General features: G+C 67.4%; 12 protein-coding genes and 1 pseudogene. 7 read left to right on the top strand and 6 right to left on the bottom strand.

The features are described from left to right. Nucleotides 1–299: 299 nt before the first annotated feature. The 3 genes from LGM89_RS28510 to LGM89_RS28500 all read right to left on the bottom strand — a co-directional run bounded on the left by LGM89_RS28510 (nt 300) and on the right by LGM89_RS28500 (nt 4758). Entirely contained in the window at nt 300–773 is a 474-nt protein-coding gene (locus tag LGM89_RS28510; RefSeq protein WP_046548532.1) for a GNAT family N-acetyltransferase, read from the bottom strand. 103 nt (nt 774–876) lie between these two features. Continuing rightward, a complete protein-coding gene (locus tag LGM89_RS28505; protein ID WP_226274684.1) occupies nt 877–1968 on the bottom strand; it encodes a hypothetical protein in 1092 nt (363 codons plus the stop codon). 237 nt (nt 1969–2205) lie between these two features. Then, nucleotides 2206–4758 carry a hypothetical protein gene (locus tag LGM89_RS28500; protein ID WP_089496972.1) on the bottom strand — a complete coding sequence of 851 codons (2553 nt, stop codon included), beginning with the start codon at nt 4756–4758 and terminating at the stop codon, nt 2206–2208. Nucleotides 4759–5186: 428 nt separating this feature from the next. Here LGM89_RS28500 and LGM89_RS28495 point away from each other — a divergent pair, with 428 nt between their 5' ends. Then, nucleotides 5187–5717, top strand: a complete 531-nt coding sequence (locus tag LGM89_RS28495; protein ID WP_144023107.1) for a hypothetical protein — start codon at nt 5187–5189, stop codon at nt 5715–5717. 201 nt (nt 5718–5918) lie between these two features. After that, entirely contained in the window at nt 5919–6584 is a 666-nt protein-coding gene (locus LGM89_RS28490) for a cation diffusion facilitator family transporter (RefSeq protein WP_226274683.1), read from the top strand. 180 nt (nt 6585–6764) lie between these two features. On the opposite strand, the gene LGM89_RS28485 is transcribed toward LGM89_RS28490, so the two are convergent. Continuing rightward, nucleotides 6765–7955 carry a helix-turn-helix transcriptional regulator gene (locus LGM89_RS28485; RefSeq protein WP_226274682.1) on the bottom strand — a complete coding sequence of 397 codons (1191 nt, stop codon included), beginning with the start codon at nt 7953–7955 and terminating at the stop codon, nt 6765–6767. Between the two features lie 281 nt (nt 7956–8236). Between LGM89_RS28485 and LGM89_RS28480 the strand changes: the two genes are divergently transcribed. The 3 genes and pseudogenes from LGM89_RS28480 to LGM89_RS28470 form a co-directional block, all read left to right on the top strand. Next, the gene (locus tag LGM89_RS28480) at nt 8237–9175 is read left to right on the top strand and encodes an alpha/beta hydrolase (RefSeq protein WP_226274681.1); all 939 of its coding nucleotides are present in this window, start codon (nt 8237–8239) and stop codon (nt 9173–9175) included. Next, nucleotides 9172–10296, top strand: coding sequence for a bifunctional 3,4-dihydroxy-2-butanone-4-phosphate synthase/GTP cyclohydrolase II (gene ribBA / locus LGM89_RS28475; RefSeq protein ID WP_226274680.1), 1125 nt, complete (start codon nt 9172–9174; stop codon nt 10294–10296). The genes LGM89_RS28480 and ribBA overlap by 4 nt, the downstream gene beginning before the upstream one ends. Nucleotides 10297–10491: 195 nt before the next feature. Then, nucleotides 10492–10704 (top strand): annotated as a pseudogene (locus LGM89_RS28470) (type II toxin-antitoxin system HipA family toxin); the annotation flags it as partial. Nucleotides 10705–10730: 26 nt separating this feature from the next. Here LGM89_RS28470 and LGM89_RS28465 read toward each other — a convergent pair. Further along, nucleotides 10731–11960 carry a DUF2252 family protein gene (locus LGM89_RS28465; protein ID WP_089496979.1) on the bottom strand — a complete coding sequence of 410 codons (1230 nt, stop codon included), beginning with the start codon at nt 11958–11960 and terminating at the stop codon, nt 10731–10733. Nucleotides 11961–12180: 220 nt separating this feature from the next. Here LGM89_RS28465 and LGM89_RS28460 point away from each other — a divergent pair, with 220 nt between their 5' ends. Continuing rightward, the gene (locus LGM89_RS28460; RefSeq protein ID WP_226274679.1) at nt 12181–13416 is read left to right on the top strand and encodes an NADH:flavin oxidoreductase; all 1236 of its coding nucleotides are present in this window, start codon (nt 12181–12183) and stop codon (nt 13414–13416) included. Nucleotides 13417–13497: 81 nt separating this feature from the next. Here the strand turns inward: LGM89_RS28460 and LGM89_RS28455 are convergent, their stop codons facing one another. Continuing rightward, complete coding sequence (locus LGM89_RS28455) at nt 13498–14625, bottom strand: 4-hydroxyphenylpyruvate dioxygenase family protein (protein ID WP_226274678.1); 1128 nt, start codon at nt 14623–14625, stop codon at nt 13498–13500. 355 nt (nt 14626–14980) lie between these two features. On the opposite strand from LGM89_RS28455, the gene shiA reads away from it, so the two are divergent. Further along, the gene (gene shiA, locus LGM89_RS28450) at nt 14981–16288 is read left to right on the top strand and encodes a shikimate transporter (protein ID WP_089496983.1); all 1308 of its coding nucleotides are present in this window, start codon (nt 14981–14983) and stop codon (nt 16286–16288) included. The last annotated feature ends 195 nt before the right edge of the window (nt 16289–16483 follow it).

The raw sequence follows: 16483 nt of genomic DNA, 5'->3' as shown, positions 1-16483 counted from the left end.
CAAATTGTTGTGCGGACCCCAGGAAAACCGCAATGCGATGAGATTATGCTGCATCCGGCAAACTTTCGTATTGCGCTTATCTGTAACGAATTGTCAATGAGGCTTCTCTTGCTTATTTCGCCTTGATTTGTTTATCTTGATGTGTAAACAAATTAATATCGACCGATTGCGCTGGCGACAATCTTTTATGTCGATTCGATTAAATCCGCAATGATTCCATTGTGTCGATTTATGCCGATTTTTCATGAAGTGCGCCTTCCATTCATCGCGCGTCGATTGATGGTATCGGTTCACCCGTTTCAAGGCACGACCGCTTCCGGTTGTGCGAGGTCGCGGTTCATCGCCGCCAGGTAGCGGCCGTCGAGGAACCGGCACTCGTGTTTCAGCATGCCGTAGAGGATGAAGTCGGTCCGGTCGGACGCCCCCTCGCGAATCACCCCTTCGCGCCGGAAGCCGAGATTTTCGTCGAGCCGCTGCGCGGCCGGGTTGTCGGCGCGGACGTAGCCGCTGATCCGGTTGCAGCGCAACAGGATGAACGGGAAGCGGAACGCCGCGCAGACGAATCCGGGCGTGATGACGTGCGGCGAGCCGGCCACCGCGAAATGCATCGCCACGTTTGGGCCGTTGTAGGCCTGATACACGACGCCGGCCACGAGTCGGCCATCTTTCTCGAGGCCGATCGCGTCGTCGTAGTTGGGGTAACGCGCTTCCCCCGTCAAGGACGCCACGAACTGCATCACGTCCTCGCTTCGATCCAGAATGAGCCGTCTCATGCCAATTGCGAGTGCCATGCGGCGAGGCGCGTCGCGCCCGCCGCGTCGTCCGTCGTATCCGGGCCGGCGGATTGCCGCTGCCGGTCCGGCCGTGCCCGCTGCGTCAGACGGTGACCGTCTGCCCCTGCGGATCCACCGGTCCCAGCCCCAACTGGCTGAGTTTTTCGACTTCCTTGCCGGTCGCCGCATCCTGCGCTTCGCCCTGGCTGCCGCGCAGGTCGCCCGCCGACACGCTGACATCGGACGCGTCGATCGTTTCGCGGCCCTGCGGCTGATGCTTCCCGTTCGTCGAGCCGGTGTTCAGGATCTCGGCTGCGGTGCTCTTGCCGCTGTCGAACGTGACCGAGCCGTCCGCGTTCTGCTTGCCGATGCTCTTGCCGCTCTTGTCGTAGATATTGCCCTGATCGTCCATCTGCACCTGCACCGTGCCCTTGTCGGTGCTCAGCTTCACGTTGTGCAGCCCCTGGCCGGCCTGCCCGGAGCCGCCCAGGCCGACCGGTAGCCCGCCGTTCGCATACGGCGAGTTGCCCGATGGCGGCACGCTGCCATTCGGCGACGCGCCGTCGCCGAGCGTGATCGTGATGGTCTGGCCGCCGGTCGGCGCATTGCCCATGCCGAAGTTGGCGTTCTGGCCGCCACCGGGCACGCTGTTGCCGCCGTTCGCGTTGTACCCGCCGTTATTTTGCGGGTAGCTCACCGGGATCGTCGAACCGGCGTCCGGGCTGCCGTTTCCGTTGCCGTTCGGGCCGCGGAGATCGCCCGCCGACACGCTGACGTCGGACGCATCCATCGTTTCACGGCCTTGCGGCTGGTGCTTGCCGTTCGCCGAGCCGGTATTCAGGATTTCGGCCTCGGGGCTCTTGCCGCTGTCGAAGGTGAACGAGCCGTCCGGGTTCTGCTTGCCGATGCTCTTGCCGCTCTTGTCGTAGAGGTTGCCCTGGCTGTCCATCTGCACCTGCACGGTACCCTTGTCCGAGCTCAGCTTGACGTTGTGCAGCCCCTGGCCCGCGCCACCGAGGCCGTTCACGCCACAGTTACCGCCGGCCGGCGGCTTCAGGAGCGCGGCCAGCGAACCGGCGTCCAGCGTGAGGTTCACCGGCTGATTCGCCGACGATGCACCATTGGCGCCTGAATTGCCGAAGTCGGTCGGCGTGGTCGTCGACGGACTGACGGTAATCGTGATATTCGCGGCCATATCGGACACTCCTGTCTTTGATTGGAAGTATTTACCCGGCTTGCATTTCGTGCGGTCAATATAGGTGAGTGGATGACCCGACACGGGAACCGGCACGTATCGACGCGCATAAATACGAAGCGAAATATCGATTGCAACGCGTCATAATTACCTGACTCAAAATCGCGATCATGAAAAATTGACCGCTCCCTCTGCAATTACCGGCTTCTTCGCCGATCGCCGGCGATTGCCGCGCCGCTAGCGCCGCCCCATCGCTGAACCGAGTGCCGATTCGAGACGGTCGGTTGGCGACTGCGCCATCAGCCTGACGATCGGATCGGGATCGTCCTTCATCTGCTTGGCCTGATCCTCGTCGAGCGGCTTCTGCGCGACACCGCCGGCCGCGGTCCGCAGGTGGGCGATCGCCTCCATCTTCGACATCCCGAGATCGCGCATCAGTTGCAATGCCGATGCGATGTCGCTGCCGCCGTCGGCTCGCCGGTCGTCGTCGACCGCCTTGCGATAGAACGCCTTCAACTCCTTGTGACGCACGCCGCCGCTCGCCTGCAGATAGGCGGGCGCCAGCGACTGGCGCCCGTGGCTTTCCTCCAGCATGCCGACCACGCGCGCGGCCGCATGCTTCTTCACGAGGTCGACTTCCTGCTTCTTGTTGTCGGTCGACTTGTTCTCGTCGAACAGGTCGAACTTGAGCGGCAGGAAGCGCCCGATGCGCTGCTGGTTGACGGTGTCGCGAATGCCGTCCCAATCGCCCTTTTCCGTCGCGCCCGGCTCGCCGTCGAACTGTTTCTCCAGCCGGTTGCGCATCGCGCCATCGGCGATGGCCGCCATCTTCTTGTCGCGGTAGTGCTGCTTGAGCGAGTGGGCGGCTTTGCGGTTGTCGAGCAGGTCGCGCCCCGACAGGATCGCGCCGCCTGCGATCGCCGCCGGCGCGGCGCCATGCGTGCCGACCGCGAGACCGACGCCGGCCCCGATCCCCACGGCCGACATGGTCGTCTTGATCGCTGACCGGACCACGCGGTTCTTGCCCTGGACCTCGGCGATGTAGCGCCCGGTCAGCACGTCGAGCATCTTCTCCCGCTGGGGGCCCTCGGGCTGATTCAGGATCGCCACCTTGAGATCGTAGCGGGACTGGAAGTCGGTCTTTCCCGCGACTTCCGACAACGGCACCTCGTGGCCGCCCGTCGCGACCTTCGGCTCGTCGGCGGAAGCCGGCCAGTTCCCCAGCTGCTTCTGGTAGCGGCTCTTGCGCAGCGCGGACGAGCCCAGCTCCTGCGCTGCGTAGACCGTATTCACGCCTTCGTGCGCCAGGGCCAGCGCGGACGCCGGCGAGGCGGTCAGATGCGCCTTCGTCAGCCCCTGCACGATCCCGCCTTCCGGTTTCGTCCTGTTCAGCAGTTGGGGAAGCGCGTTCTCGTTGTCGACCTTGATCCATCGCCCGAATCTGCGTAGCGCCTTCGCGCCGACGGAGGCGTTCGGCACGAGCTGGCCCAGTGCTTCGCCATGCGGGCGCGGCGCGGCTTCCTTCTTGCCGGTGTTCGTCGTTCCGTCCGTCTTTTTGGGTGGGTCGTCGGCGCGCTTGCCCGTGGCCAGGTCGGCCGGCGGCGGGGTCGTGACGGTCGGGGTCGGCGACGCCGGCTTCGGTTTCGTCGCGTCGATCCCGCTGCCGGCTGCCTTGCCCGGTGTACTGGTAATCGCCTCGAAGTGCCCGTGCTGGTCCCAGACGACGACACGGTGCGTCGGCACCTGTCCCGCGCGATGCTGGCTGCCGTGAAACTGGCCGAGCGTCGTGACCGGATGCGTGTCGTCGACCCCCGCCTGCACGACACCGACCTGCATGTCGACCCCGAACTTCTCGTTCACGAGCGAGACGAGTGCCGCGCCGTGTCCGCCTTCGTTGGTGTCCAGCAGCAGCATCCTGCCTCTCTCGTCCGGGTGCTGCGCGTCGAAGCCGGCGCGGATCTCGCTCACCGCCTGGTCCAGCGCCGGACCGTCGAGGTCCGGCCTCGCGCACTGCACGAGCGCGTAAATCGAGCAGTTGTTGTCGCGGCCGCTGTTGCGGATCGGCTGCATGTCCTGACCGGCAAGCGACCGCTCGAAGCGCTCGTTGGACGCGCGAGTCGCGTCGAGTTGTGCGTTGCGCGCTGCCTGCGGCACATCGGCGACCACCGGCGTGTGCTTGTCCTTGCCGGAAGGCGGTTTGACGGACGGCGGCGTGACGGCCGGCGTGTCGACGTCGCCGGCTTCGCCGAAATACGTGTCGAATACGCGACCGAGACGCGCCACATGGTCGCCCGTTGCAGGCGGATCGGCGGTCTCGGCCGTCTTGGCGGCCTTCGCGACCGGTGTCGTCCCGGTCTCCGTCTCGTGCAGCGTGGCCGCGACGACGGCCGGCACATGCCGGGGCTCGGACGGTTCGACCTCGCTCGTCTTGTCCGTGATCGATGCGGGCCGGCTTTTCGATTTCAGCGAAGCGAGCGACGTGTTCGAGCGTAGCGACGGCGATTTCCTGACGGTGAAGCCCGTCGCGCGCTCGCTGCCCGGCAGCGCGCCGGGCCGCGCGACGCCATCCAGCGCCTTCAGCGTTTCCGCGCCCCAGTCGGACGGCGATTCCCGCGGCGTCTCCGCCGACTTCCTGGGCGAGCGCGTATCCAGCCCGGCAAGCTGCGGTGGCGGCGTCGCGACCGGAGGAGCCTTCTGCTTGCCGGTTTCCGGCGCCTTGCGTTCGCCGGACGTCGTCGAGGGCTCGGGCTGCCGCCGCTCGAGCACGGCATTGCTGATCTTTCGGAACATGGGGATCTCGCGGCAGGATCGTATTGCGCGCTACGTTGGCATAGTGCGGGCGCGGATCCGGCAGCGATACGAAGCGAGCGCCACTTTCGCGAAGGCCGTTCAGGCTCGTCCGCGCACGGATGCCGACAGCGGCGCTGCGCGCTGCGCGTTGCGCGTTGCGCGGTGAATGCGAAAAGACGTTCGGGGATCCGAATGCGTCACGGTTTCAGGCATGACGCATCCACTACACTCGATTCGACCTGTCCGGCGACCGTCGCATCTTCCCCGGAACACCGTTGCCTGACCGGGGCCGCCGGCGTCCTCCCGATTCTCCCTGGAGCATTTCCACCATGAAAATTTCGTCTGCCCGCAACGGTGCCGTTTCCGAACACACGCAGGACAGCCCGATCGAGCCTTCCGCGGGAAAGCCGCGGGCGCCTGCAGCATCGTTGGGAAAGCTATCCGACTTGTCGTCGATGGCGCGCCCGAAGCGCGGCGCAGGTGCAACGGGTGCCACGATGGGCGCGGACAACGGCACGACGCCGTTTCACGCCGGCACGCAGAACGATTGCGGCCTGCATACCATCGCGTCCCTCACCGGCTGGTCCGAACCCACCGTGGTGCAGAAGCTCGGGCTGTCGGAGCAGGACGTGAAAGACATCAGCGCGCACGGCATGCAGCCCGATACGGTGACCGCTGCGTTCAAGCACATCAACAACGGCAACGTCGAGCATCGTCAGGGCACCGCCGACGATCTCGTCAAGGGGCTCGCGCAATTCCCCGAAGGTCACCAGTTCGCGCTCGGCATGCAACGCGATTCGGGCATCGGTCACCTGGTGTCCGCGAAACGGGTCGGCGACCGTCTCGACATCACCGACCGTCAAATCAACCAGACCACATCGGTCCGCAACGAGCAGGAGCTTCAGCAATACCTGCAGCAACAGGGCGCATCGAAAATCCACACCTGGTACGACAAGTAAGCCGCGTACCGGCAACCGGTTCCCTGCCCGATCCGGTCGGGCAGCGCCGGCGAGCAGATCGGCGCGTTGACGGCGACGCGCCTGACACACGGCAACACCGTTGCGCGTGGGCGTTCCCGCGATTGCACCGCTGTCACCGATCTGCCACCGTCGACCGGTAGCGTTCGGGGCTGACCCACGCTATCGACAGACGAATCCGCCATGCAGCGCACATTGCGCGCCACGCCCCACGTTTATGCGGCCACGTCCCGCGCCCTCGCCGTCAGCCTCGCGATCAACCTGCTGCTGCTCACCGTGGAGACGGTCGCGGCGTGGTCCGCGCATTCGTCGGGGCTGCTCGCGGACGTCGCCCACGCGGCGATCGATCTCGCGGCCGATGCACTGATCCTCATTGCGTGCCGGCTCGACGCGCGCCTGCCGCCGGCGCGGCGCCCGACCTACGAACCGCTCGCGCTCGCGGGCCTCGGCGCGTTGCTCGTTGCGACCGGCGCGCAGATGATCTGGCACGCGGCGAACCGGTTCGCGCTGCCGCCCGTCGTGCAGCCGGGCGCGACGACACTCGCGCTCGTCGCGCTCACGCTCGCCGGCAAGGCCGGGCTGTCGCACTGGATGCTGCGCAAGGCGCGCGAGACTGGCTCCGCGCTGCTCGAGGCGAGCGGCTGGCATGTGCGGACCGATGCGCTGTCGTCGTTGCTGGCGACGCTCGCGATGAGCGCGGCATGGGTCGGCTTCGGTCGTCTCGACGATCTGGCCGCGCTGGCGATCGGCGCACTCGTGATCCGCACGGGTGTGGGTTTCATCCGGCGCGGCTGTGCGCAGTGGCCGGCGCTGTCGGCATGGGCCGATCGGTCGACGCGCGGCTCGTGAACGCAGCGGGCGTCGCCCTGCATTAGCCGCTATCGGCGATGAATGAAGAAGAGGCTCGCGCGGTGCGAGCCTCTTTTGCATGAGGTCGCCGCCCTCATCGTGCTATACGCGACACGTCGCTCCCTGTCGATGTATCGCCAGACGAATGCGGCCGGTTCCGATGGATCGGCCCAGCTTCGCTTACCCGAGCGGCACGACACTCCCGAGCAGAATCCGCACGAGCGTCGCCTGGCGCGTGACACCCGTCTTCGAGAAGATCGCGCGCAGATGGGTGCGCGCCGTGTTCTTGCTGATCCCCGATTCCTCCGCGGCTTCCTCGAGCGTCAGCCCGTTCGTCAGCAGCAGCGCGAGCGACGTCTCGGCGGGCGTCAGGTCGAACAGCTTGCGGATGATCTCCTGCGCGCCCTGCGGCTTGCGGTCGGGGTCGCGCAGGAACAGCGTGACGGCCGGCCGCCGCTTGTTGTCCTCCGACCAGTCGGACAGCAGCACCGTGCGCACCAGCAGCCCGAGGCGCGGCTTGTCGAAGCTGCGCGTGATCGGCATCGCCTCGACGGTCGCCACGGCCGTGCCGTGGTGCCCCATCACCGCATGGCGGATCAGCCGTTTCAGCGTGCGGTTCTCCTGCGCATCGGTCGCCTCGATCGTGCCGCGCGCAATCGTCAGACCGTTGTTCTGCTTGAGGATCTCGTCGGCCACGCTGTTCAGGTCGATGATCGTGCCGTTCTCGTCGAGCGTGATCGTGCCGATCTGCATCCGGTTGATCGCATTCGCATAGATCGAGCGTTCGACCTCGGCCGTGTCGAGCCGCGAATGCAATTCCACCGCGCGTTTCAGGTGCGGCAGCAGCAGCGCGCAGATCGCCTTGTCGCGCGCGGAAAACTGCTTCGACGCATGGTTGCGGCACACGCGGAAGCGGCACTCGACGCCCGACGCCGTGCGCAGGTCGGCGCCGAGGATATAGCGCACGTCCTGCGGCTTCAGGAACTGCTTGTACAACTCGCTCGACAGCCAGCCGGTGTCGCCGAACACGTCGTCGACCGTGACCACGCGATCGGCCGGCAGGCCGACGAACGGGTCGAGCGAATAGTAGTAGTTGTTGTACGACGCCTCGCCGTCGCCCGGCACCACCGGGCCGAATTCCGACGCGTGCACGGACAGCGGCGCGCGGCGGTCGCTCGCGGCGGCGCGCAGGATCAGCGTCACGTAGTTCGCCTGCAGCCAGCGCCGGACCAGTTCGAGCGCACCGGCCCACGGCGGCGTCTCCAGCGGCCCCTGGTAGATGCGCGCCATCAGTTCGCTGAAATCCGCGACGCCGATGTCGGCCTCGTCACTGGTTGCCTGGCTCTCTTGCGGAGCCCATCTCGTCTCCATCAGCACGCTCCATCCTCCATACGGCATGTTTCCGGCGCGACCCAACCGCGCCGCCATGATTAAGACGCGTCTAAATTCCGGCGTCATCGGGAGATTCACTGAATGGTGAGAATTGGCTATCCGGGCGAACGAACCATCGTCCGATCGGATGATGTGGCGCCCTGCCCGCTGCGCTGGAATGCCCGTCAGGCCGTGCCGGCAAGCGTCCGGCGCGGACTCAGGGAAAACCGCGACACGGGTTTACCTGATTCAAAACGCATCCGATTCAGACAGGAGTCCCCATGCCGCTCGACCCACAGGCGCAGGCGCTGCTCGCCGCGTTTGCCCAGGCACCCGCGATCGATTTCGCGCAGTTGACCGTTCCCGCGTACCGCGCGAGCCTTGCCGCCGGCGGCGCGTTTGCCCCGGGCGATGCCGTCGCCGCCGAAGAGGACTGGCGGATTCCGCTGTCGGGCCGTCAGTTGTCCGCACGGCTGTATCGACCCGCCGCCGATGGGCCGTTGCCGCTGACCGTGTTCTTCCACGGCGGCGGCTTCGTGTCGTGCGGAATCGATACACATGCGAACCTGTGCCGCAGCCTTGCAACCCGGGCGCGCACGCTCGTGCTGTCGGTCGACTACCGTCTTGCGCCCGAGGCGCGCTTCCCGGCGGCCGCGCACGACGCATGCGACGCGGTGCGCTGGGCCGCCGCCAGTGCGCGCGATCTCGGCGCGCGCGCCGGCGCGATCGCCGTGGCCGGCGACAGCGCCGGCGGCAATCTCGCGGCCGTCGCCGTGCTGCAGTTGCGCGGCTCGGGCATCGCGATCGCGCACCAGTTGCTGCTGTATCCGGTCATCGATTGCGCGACCGAGCATCCGTCGTACGAAACGCTCGGCAACGGCTATTTCCTGACGGCGGACGCGATGCGCTGGTTCAAGCACCACTATTTCGACGACGGCGCCGATCGCGCGTCGCCGCTCGCGAGCCCGCTCGCCGCGCCGGACGTCGCAGGCGTGGCGCCGGCGACGATCATCAGCGCCGAATTCGATCCGTTGCGCGACGAGGCCGAAGCCTATGCGCTGCGTCTCGCGCAGGCCGGCACCCCGGTGACGCTCGTGCGCTGGCCGGGCCAGCTTCACGGTTTCGCGAGCATGCTCGGCGCGATCGATGCAGCCGACCGCGCGCTGACCTTCGGCGCCGATGCGCTGCGCCGCGCGTTCGATGTGACGGAGGCACGATGACGCTCGCCGGCACGCTGGAGATCGTCGACGAACTGCGCGCGGGCCGGATGGTCCTGCTCGTCGACGAAGAGGATCGCGAGAACGAAGGCGATCTCGTGATCGCGGCCGATCACGTCACGCCCGACGCGATCAATTTCATGGCGCGCTTCGGGCGCGGGCTGATCTGCCTCACGCTGACCGCCGAGCGCTGCGAGCAGCTGAAGCTGCCGCCGATGGCCGATCGCAACGGCACGCCGTTCGGCACCGCGTTCACCGTCAGCATCGAGGCGGCCGAAGGCGTGACGACCGGCATTTCGGCGGCCGATCGGGCCCACACGATCCGTGCGGCGGTGCGGGCCGGCGCCCGCCCGGACGACCTCGTGCAGCCCGGCCACGTGTTCCCGATCGCCGCGCGCCCCGGCGGCGTGCTCGTGCGTGCGGGACACACCGAGGCCGGCTGCGATCTCGCGGCGCTCGCGGGGCTCACGCCCGCGTCGGTGATCTGCGAGGTGATGAACGACGACGGCACGACGGCGCGGCTGCCCGAGCTGAAGGCGTTCGCCGCGCATCACGGGCTGAAGATCGGTACGATCGCCGACCTGATCCATTACCGGCGCGAACACGAATCGCTCGTCGAACGCATCGGCGAGCGGCCGCTGCATACGCCTTGGGGACGATTCCGCGCGATCGAGTATCGCGATACGGTGCACGGCGCGCCGCATCTCGCGCTCGTGCGCGGCGAGCCCGATCCGTCGACGCCGGTGCTGACGCGCGTGCACGAATGCCATTCGCTGCTCGACCTGCTCGATGCGGAGCCGTCCGCGCACTCGTGGCCGCTGCACGCCGCGCTGCAACGGATCGACGCGGCCGGCTGCGGGGTGGCGGTGCTGCTCGACTGCGACATGCGTGGCGACGCGACGCGGGTGCCGACCGGCCATGCGCGCCGCGACGGACGCGTGACGGGGATCGGCTCGCAGATCCTGCGCGAGCTCGGCGTGCGGCGGCTGAACGTGCTGTCGAGTCCGTTCCGGCTGCCGGCGCTGTCGGGGCACGACCTGGAAATCATGGCGTTCATTCCGCTCGGCGACGACGATCCGGAAAGCGCACGGAGCGTGCAGGCGAATCCGCTGCGGGCGGCGTGATGGTTGACTCGGGATGGCAGGTCGGCTTTACGCCTGACAGGCTATCGCTTGTTTTTGGCGGATACAGTCTTTGGTTTGTATTTTGACAACGCCTGCTGACCGACCGGCGTCACGCAGCAATCGTGCGCCCCCGTCGGAGCCGGCATCGATCAGCGTTTCAAGGTGCTGAGCACGGCTCGGCGCGCATAGGGCGAAGAGATCCAGCCGCGCCACTGGATTGCGCAAGGCCGGCGTGTCGGCCTGACCGAAGACGACGTGCACGCCGCGATGGCAGCCGTCGTCGCGCGCACGGAACCCGCGATCACCGAGGCTGCAGCGCAGATCCCGGCGGCGTTTCCGGCGGACGTGGCGGATGCGATCTTCGAGGGCATGCGACGGCAGGCCCGCAAGCTGGGCGCGGCCGGGTAGCCTCGGCCGTCGCCCGCGGCGATACGCTACGCGCCGGCGGCGAAGCGCCGGCAATGCTCCAGATACCCCGCTTCATGGCTGCTCACGAGCTGGACGATGCTGTTCCACAGCCACATCGGGGCATCGATCGTCTTCGCGCGGTTGCGGCCGAGTTCGGTGCGCCACGCCGCGCGTGTCGGCTTGTCCATCTGGCGCGCGTGGGCCACGCCGACCACCGCACCGAGATAGCGCGCGACGTCACGCGCATCGTCCTCGGCGAGCAGATCGATGTCGAGCTTCAGGTCCTGCGGCAGCAGTTCGCGGATCACGACCGCGCGATCGAGCAGGCGGGCAGCCCGCATCCGCTCGCCGAGGGCCGGCGACAGATGCCGTGCGCCTTCCACGACGCGCTCGGCGTTGTCGCGCGGCATCGCGGCCGTTTCGTCGCGCGGTGCAGCGGCCGTCACGCCCTCCTTGATGTCCATCAGACACAGGTCGTCGCCGTCGCTCACGTCGCCGTCGATGTCGAGCAGCACCGCGTAGCGCAGCCGTCCCAGCGAACTGCAGCCCTTCACCCAGTACGCCGCGTCGAGCACGTCGACCTTGCCCCCGTCCTTGCGGCCCTTGAGGCTCGTCGCGAGTGACGCGATCGCCTCGTCGCCAAACAGCTTGCCGATCGCACGGGATTCCTTCGCACTCAGCGGCCAGAAGCGACGGCCAAGCGGAATCGTCGGCGCGAGCCCTTCGATCCGTTCGACCGCGAGTTGCCGCCACGAGCGGCGCATGGCCTGCTTCATCACGAGGTGCACGGGTTCGGGGCGTTCGGGCAGCTTCGCGTGGCGGCTGCCGAATGCCGACGTATAACCCGCCGTCATCGCCTCCATCATGTGCACGATCGTCAGGCCCGCCAGTGCGGACCCGCGCGCGGCCGTCGCCAGCGAAAGCCCGAGGCGGATCAGGTCGTGAACGGGATTGCCGATGACCGTCTGGTCGAGATCCCGGATCTGCACGTCGACCTTCCCTTCGCTGTTCGCGACCGGGCCGAGATTGCCGGTATGGCAGTCGCCGCAGATCCAGATCGACGGCCCGTGCGGCAGCGCGCTGCCGTTGGTTTCGACGAGCCATTCGTAGAAACGCGCCGTATTGCCGCGCACGTACGCGTGGGGTGAACGCGCCATCTTCCGGCGGCGCTGTTCGGTGAGGATCGCCTGGCGCCCGGCGGGTTTCGGCATGCGCTTCTGCTTTTGTTTCTGCTTCGGCTGTGACTGGCTGCTCATTCGGTTCTCCGGATGTTCCTGTCGTGTGTGCGGCATGCCGCTTCGTCACGATGCCATTGATCGATGCCATTCTGCAAACCGGCAGCGTCGCCAAAGTCCGAACCCCCGGCCTGCCGTCTCATGCTTCATTCGGCCGGATCGGGGCCATCCACCTGGACGATGCGCGCCGGTGCGGGTTGCGCACAATGACCGTCGAACCCATTCCCGACGTCTTCCCGACATGGAACCCACCGAACTGTCTCCCGCGTTCAGCCCTCTGCAGATCGGCCCGCTGACGCTGCGCAACCGCCTGATCAAGTCCGCCACCAACGAGGGCATGACGCCGAACGGCGTGCCGTCGCGCGCGCTCGTCCGCTTTCACGAACGCATCTCCGAAGGCGGCGCCGCGCTGACGACCGTCGCGTACTGCGCGATCAGCGACGACGGCCGCACGTTCGTCGACCAGGCGCGGCTCGACGCGCCGACGGTCCGCCAGTTCCGCGCGCTGACCGACGCCGTCCATCGCCACGGCGCCGCCGCATCCGCGCAGATCACGCACGGCGGCTGCTTCACGTTCCTGCCGTCGCTGTCGACCAAGCGGCCATTGAGCGCGTCGGGCGGCTTCAACAAGGTCGGCGTGATGAGCGGCCGCTTCCTGAAGCAGGCGATGACGCGTGACCAGATGTCGATCATCGCCGACGAATTCGCGCAGGCCGCACGCCATGCGCGCGACGCCGGCTTCGACGCAGTCGAGATCCACATGGGGCACGGCTATCTGCTCAGCCAGTTCCTGTCGCCGCTGTACAACCGCCGCCGCGATGCGTATGGCGGCGACGCGGCGCGGTGTGCCGCGTTCCCGGCCGAGGTGCTGCGCCGCGTGCTCGATGCGGTGGGCCGCGACCTCGCCGTCGTCTGCAAGATCGGCGTGACCGAAGGCGTGCGCGGCGGTGGCACGGCCGACGACGCTTGCGAAGTCGCGCGGCGGCTCGAAGCCGAAGGCGCGCACCTGCTCGTGCTCAGCGGCGGGATGAACGTCGAATCGGTGTGGCAGCTGTTCGGCAGCCCGTTGCCGGGCGACGCGCGCGCGAATGCCGACAACGCGATCGTGCGCGCGGCAATGGCGCTGCAGAAGCTCACCGAGCCAAAGATGGGTGAGTTTCGGGAGATGTATTTCCTCGAGCACTCGAGGAAGGTGCGCGCGGCCGTCAGGATGCCGCTCGCTTACCTCGGCGGCGTGCGTTCACGCGGGAACGTCGAGCGGGCGATGCGCGAAGGGTTCGACGCGGTGGCGCTCGCACGTGCGCTCGTGTTCGAACCGGATTTCGTCAACGGGCTGCGCGACGGCCGGCTCGCGCAGTCGGGCTGCACGTCGTGCAACCGTTGTGTCGTGTCGATGTACACGCCGGGCGGCACCGCGTGCGTGCTGCGCGAGCCGAACGACCCCACGCCGAACCGCGTGCCGGCCGCAGGCATCTGAGGTTTGACGTGTAACGCGTGATGCCCGACGCCTGATGCCCGACGCCTGATGCCTGATGCCTGATGCGGGCGCCGCGGCCGCTCAGCCGGCGTCGCGTGCGCGGGCGAGTGCCGCGAGATTCCCTTCGCCGAACCCGTGGTGCCCCTTGCGCTGCACGATTTCGAAGAAGATCTCGCCGGGCCGGCGCTTGACGAAGGTCTGGAAGAACAGGCGCGGCACGCCGTCGCTGCCGATCTCCCCGTCGACCAGCACCGCGCGGCGGCGCAGCGCATCGAGGTCGACGCCGTGCCCCGGCAGCCGTGCGTCGACGTCGTCGTAATAGCGGGCCGGCGGCTCGACGAATTCGACGCCGTTCGCCCGCAGCGCATCGACGCAGGACAGGATGTCGTCGGTGGCCAGCGCGACGTGCTGCACGCCCTCACCGGGGTGGTCGGGCAGGTACGCATGCATCAGCTCGGTGCGCCGCGTGCCTTCCTCATAGACCGGAATCCGCACCGCGCCGCACGGCGACACCATCACACGCGATTCCTCGGACACATGCCAGTGCGCGTCGATTTCGTGGATCTCGCGAAAATGCAGCAGGTCGTGGTAGAAATCCAGCCACTCCTGCATGCGCCCTGCGCCGACGGTCTGCGTGAAATGATCGACTTGCTGCAGCCCGACACCCACGCAGTCGAGGTCGGTATGCGCGGTTGCGATGTCGATCGGCCGGAAATCGATGTCGAAGATGGAAATATCGCCGACGCCGCCGCGCTGGCCGTCACGCCCGCGCCAGCGGTCGACGAAATAGAGGTGCGAATCGCCGATGCCCTGGATCGCCGGAATCTTCAGCTCGCCGACGCCGACCTTCTCGCCCTCGAACGCCCACGCGCCGAGTTCGATCGCCCGCTCGAACGCGCGCCGGGCGCTGGCCACGCGCAGCCCGATCGCGCAGACGCCCATCCCGTATTCCTCCGCGTAGCGCGCGGCGAACGAGTCGGGCTCGGCGTTGATCAGGAAGTGCATCTGCCCTTGCCGGTAGAGCGTGACGTTCTTGCTGACGTGGCGTGCGATCGCCTTGAAGCCGAGCTGCTCGAAGCGCTGCGCGAGCGCTTCCGGCACCGGCGCCGCGAACTCGACGAACTCGAGGCCGGCCATCCCGAGCGGATTGGCAGCCGGATCGGCAGCGGGCGGCGTATCGCAGGACAGGGGGTGGGAATTGCCGGGCATTCCAGTCTCCGGGGGCATGCGTCGATGGGGATGGCGCTCGTTGCGTGCGGAAGGCGCGGCCAGGGTGGCGACCGCGCGTCCGCTCCGAACAGGCGAGTTTTCAATGCGCCAATTTTAACCAGTTCGTTCACGGCGGCACACCCTGGCCAAACGGGATATCGTCACGCCGCCTAGTGCAAACCCGAAAAGCGTTCGATAATCGCACGGACTTGAACGCTAATCGCGCACTCTATCCGATTGGCCAATTGCCGCCGTGCGGCGCGCGCCCTATTCTCCGTTCACTCATCGACTTCAATGCAGCATCGGACGCGGCGCCGCCACGATTCCACGATGCGCCGTGCCAGGAGACATCGCCATGACCCCAACCTTCGACACCCTCGACGCCGCAGCCGGCGCCCGCATACGCAGCCAGGCCCGCAAGGCCGCGATCGGCAGCTTCGTGGGCGCCGTCGTCGACTGGTACGACTTCCTGCTGTACGGGATCGTCGCCGCGCTGGTATTCAATTCCGAGTTCTTCCCGAAAGTCAGCCCGACGATGGGCACGCTCGCGGCGTTCGCGACCTTCGGCGTCGGCTTCCTGTTCCGGCCGCTCGGCGGCGTCGTGTTCGGCCACTACGGCGACCGGCTCGGCCGCAAGCGGATGCTGGTGCTGACCGTGATGCTGATGGGGCTGTCGACGGTCGCGATCGGCCTGCTGCCGGCGTTCTCGACGATCGGCTGGTGGGCGCCCGTGCTGCTGGTGCTGATGCGCGCGATCCAGGGTTTCGCGGTCGGCGGCGAATGGGGCGGCGCGGCGCTGATGGCCGTCGAGAGCGCGCCGAAGCAGAAGAAGGCGTTCTACAGCAGCGGCGTGCAGGTCGGTTACGGCGTCGGCCTCGTGCTGGCCACGGGCATCGTGTCGATCCTGAGCCACACGCTCGGCGAGGCCGCGTTCAAGTCGTGGGGCTGGCGCCTGCCGTTCGTGTTCAGCATCGTGCTCGTGCTGATCGGGCTGTGGGTACGCAAGAACATGGACGAATCGCAGGAGTTCGTCGAGAAGGTCGAACACGGCAACCGCAAGTTGCGCCTGCCGGTGCTGGAAGCGCTCACGCGTCATCCGAAGGCATTCCTGCTGATCATCGCGCTGCGCCTGGCCGAACTGTTCACGATGTATATCGTCACCGCGTTCGCGCTCAGCTATTCGACGACGAACCTCGGCATGTCGCGCGACCTGTTCCTGAACATCGGCCTGCTGGTGGGCGCGGTGAGCTGCGTGACGATCCCGTGCTTCGCGTGGCTGGCCGACCGCTACGGCCTGCGCCGCATCTACCTGATCGGCGCGCTGATCGGCCTCGCGTCCGCGGTGCCGTTCTTCGTCGCGCTGGAAGCGCGGTCGCTCGCATGGATCGTGATCTTCTCGATCCTGCTCGCTAACGCCGCGCACGACATGGTCGTGAGCGTCCAGCAGCCGCTGTTCACCGAGCTGTTCGGCGCCGAGTACCGCTATAGCGGCGCGGGCGTCGGCTACCAGTTCGCGAGCGTGGTCGGCGGCGGGTTCACGCCGTTCATCGCGGTCGGCCTCGTCAGCGTGGCCGGCGGCTCGTGGCACCTCGTCGCCGGTTATCTCGCGGTGGGCTGCCTGATCTCGCTGGTGGTCGCCGCGCGGATGCGGGCGGCGCAGTAACACGCTGACCGGATGGCCGGCCCGATGCGCGGCCGGCCATCCCGCGTGGCTCGACGATGACCTGCAATGGCGCCACTGCCTCGCGTTCGAGCGCACGACGTCAAACACTGTCAGTTACACGCGTCGATTCGCCCTTTTCCCCGCTGAACATGCCACGCCGCGTGCCGACCAATGGCATCATATGGGCCTACGTCA

Source organism: Burkholderia sp. AU31624 (genome assembly GCF_020420065.1).
GTDB lineage: Bacteria > Pseudomonadota > Gammaproteobacteria > Burkholderiales > Burkholderiaceae > Burkholderia.
The sequence above is the reverse complement of the archived record's forward strand: the minus strand, read 5'-3'. Positions and strand labels throughout refer to the sequence as shown.

Coding starts and splice junctions, on each gene's coding strand:
- ribBA (WP_226274680.1), top strand. CDS start 9,172: ATGACGCTCGCCGGCACGCTGGAGATCGTCGACGAACTGCGCGCGGGC.
- LGM89_RS28505 (WP_226274684.1), bottom strand. CDS start 1,968: ATGGCCGCGAATATCACGATTACCGTCAGTCCGTCGACGACCACGCCG.
- LGM89_RS28485 (WP_226274682.1), bottom strand. CDS start 7,955: ATGGAGACGAGATGGGCTCCGCAAGAGAGCCAGGCAACCAGTGACGAG.
- shiA (WP_089496983.1), top strand. CDS start 14,981: ATGACCCCAACCTTCGACACCCTCGACGCCGCAGCCGGCGCCCGCATA.
- LGM89_RS28510 (WP_046548532.1), bottom strand. CDS start 773: ATGAGACGGCTCATTCTGGATCGAAGCGAGGACGTGATGCAGTTCGTG.
- LGM89_RS28480 (WP_226274681.1), top strand. CDS start 8,237: ATGCCGCTCGACCCACAGGCGCAGGCGCTGCTCGCCGCGTTTGCCCAG.
- LGM89_RS28500 (WP_089496972.1), bottom strand. CDS start 4,758: ATGTTCCGAAAGATCAGCAATGCCGTGCTCGAGCGGCGGCAGCCCGAG.
- LGM89_RS28455 (WP_226274678.1), bottom strand. CDS start 14,625: ATGCCCGGCAATTCCCACCCCCTGTCCTGCGATACGCCGCCCGCTGCC.
- LGM89_RS28490 (WP_226274683.1), top strand. CDS start 5,919: ATGCAGCGCACATTGCGCGCCACGCCCCACGTTTATGCGGCCACGTCC.
- LGM89_RS28465 (WP_089496979.1), bottom strand. CDS start 11,960: ATGAGCAGCCAGTCACAGCCGAAGCAGAAACAAAAGCAGAAGCGCATG.
- LGM89_RS28460 (WP_226274679.1), top strand. CDS start 12,181: ATGGAACCCACCGAACTGTCTCCCGCGTTCAGCCCTCTGCAGATCGGC.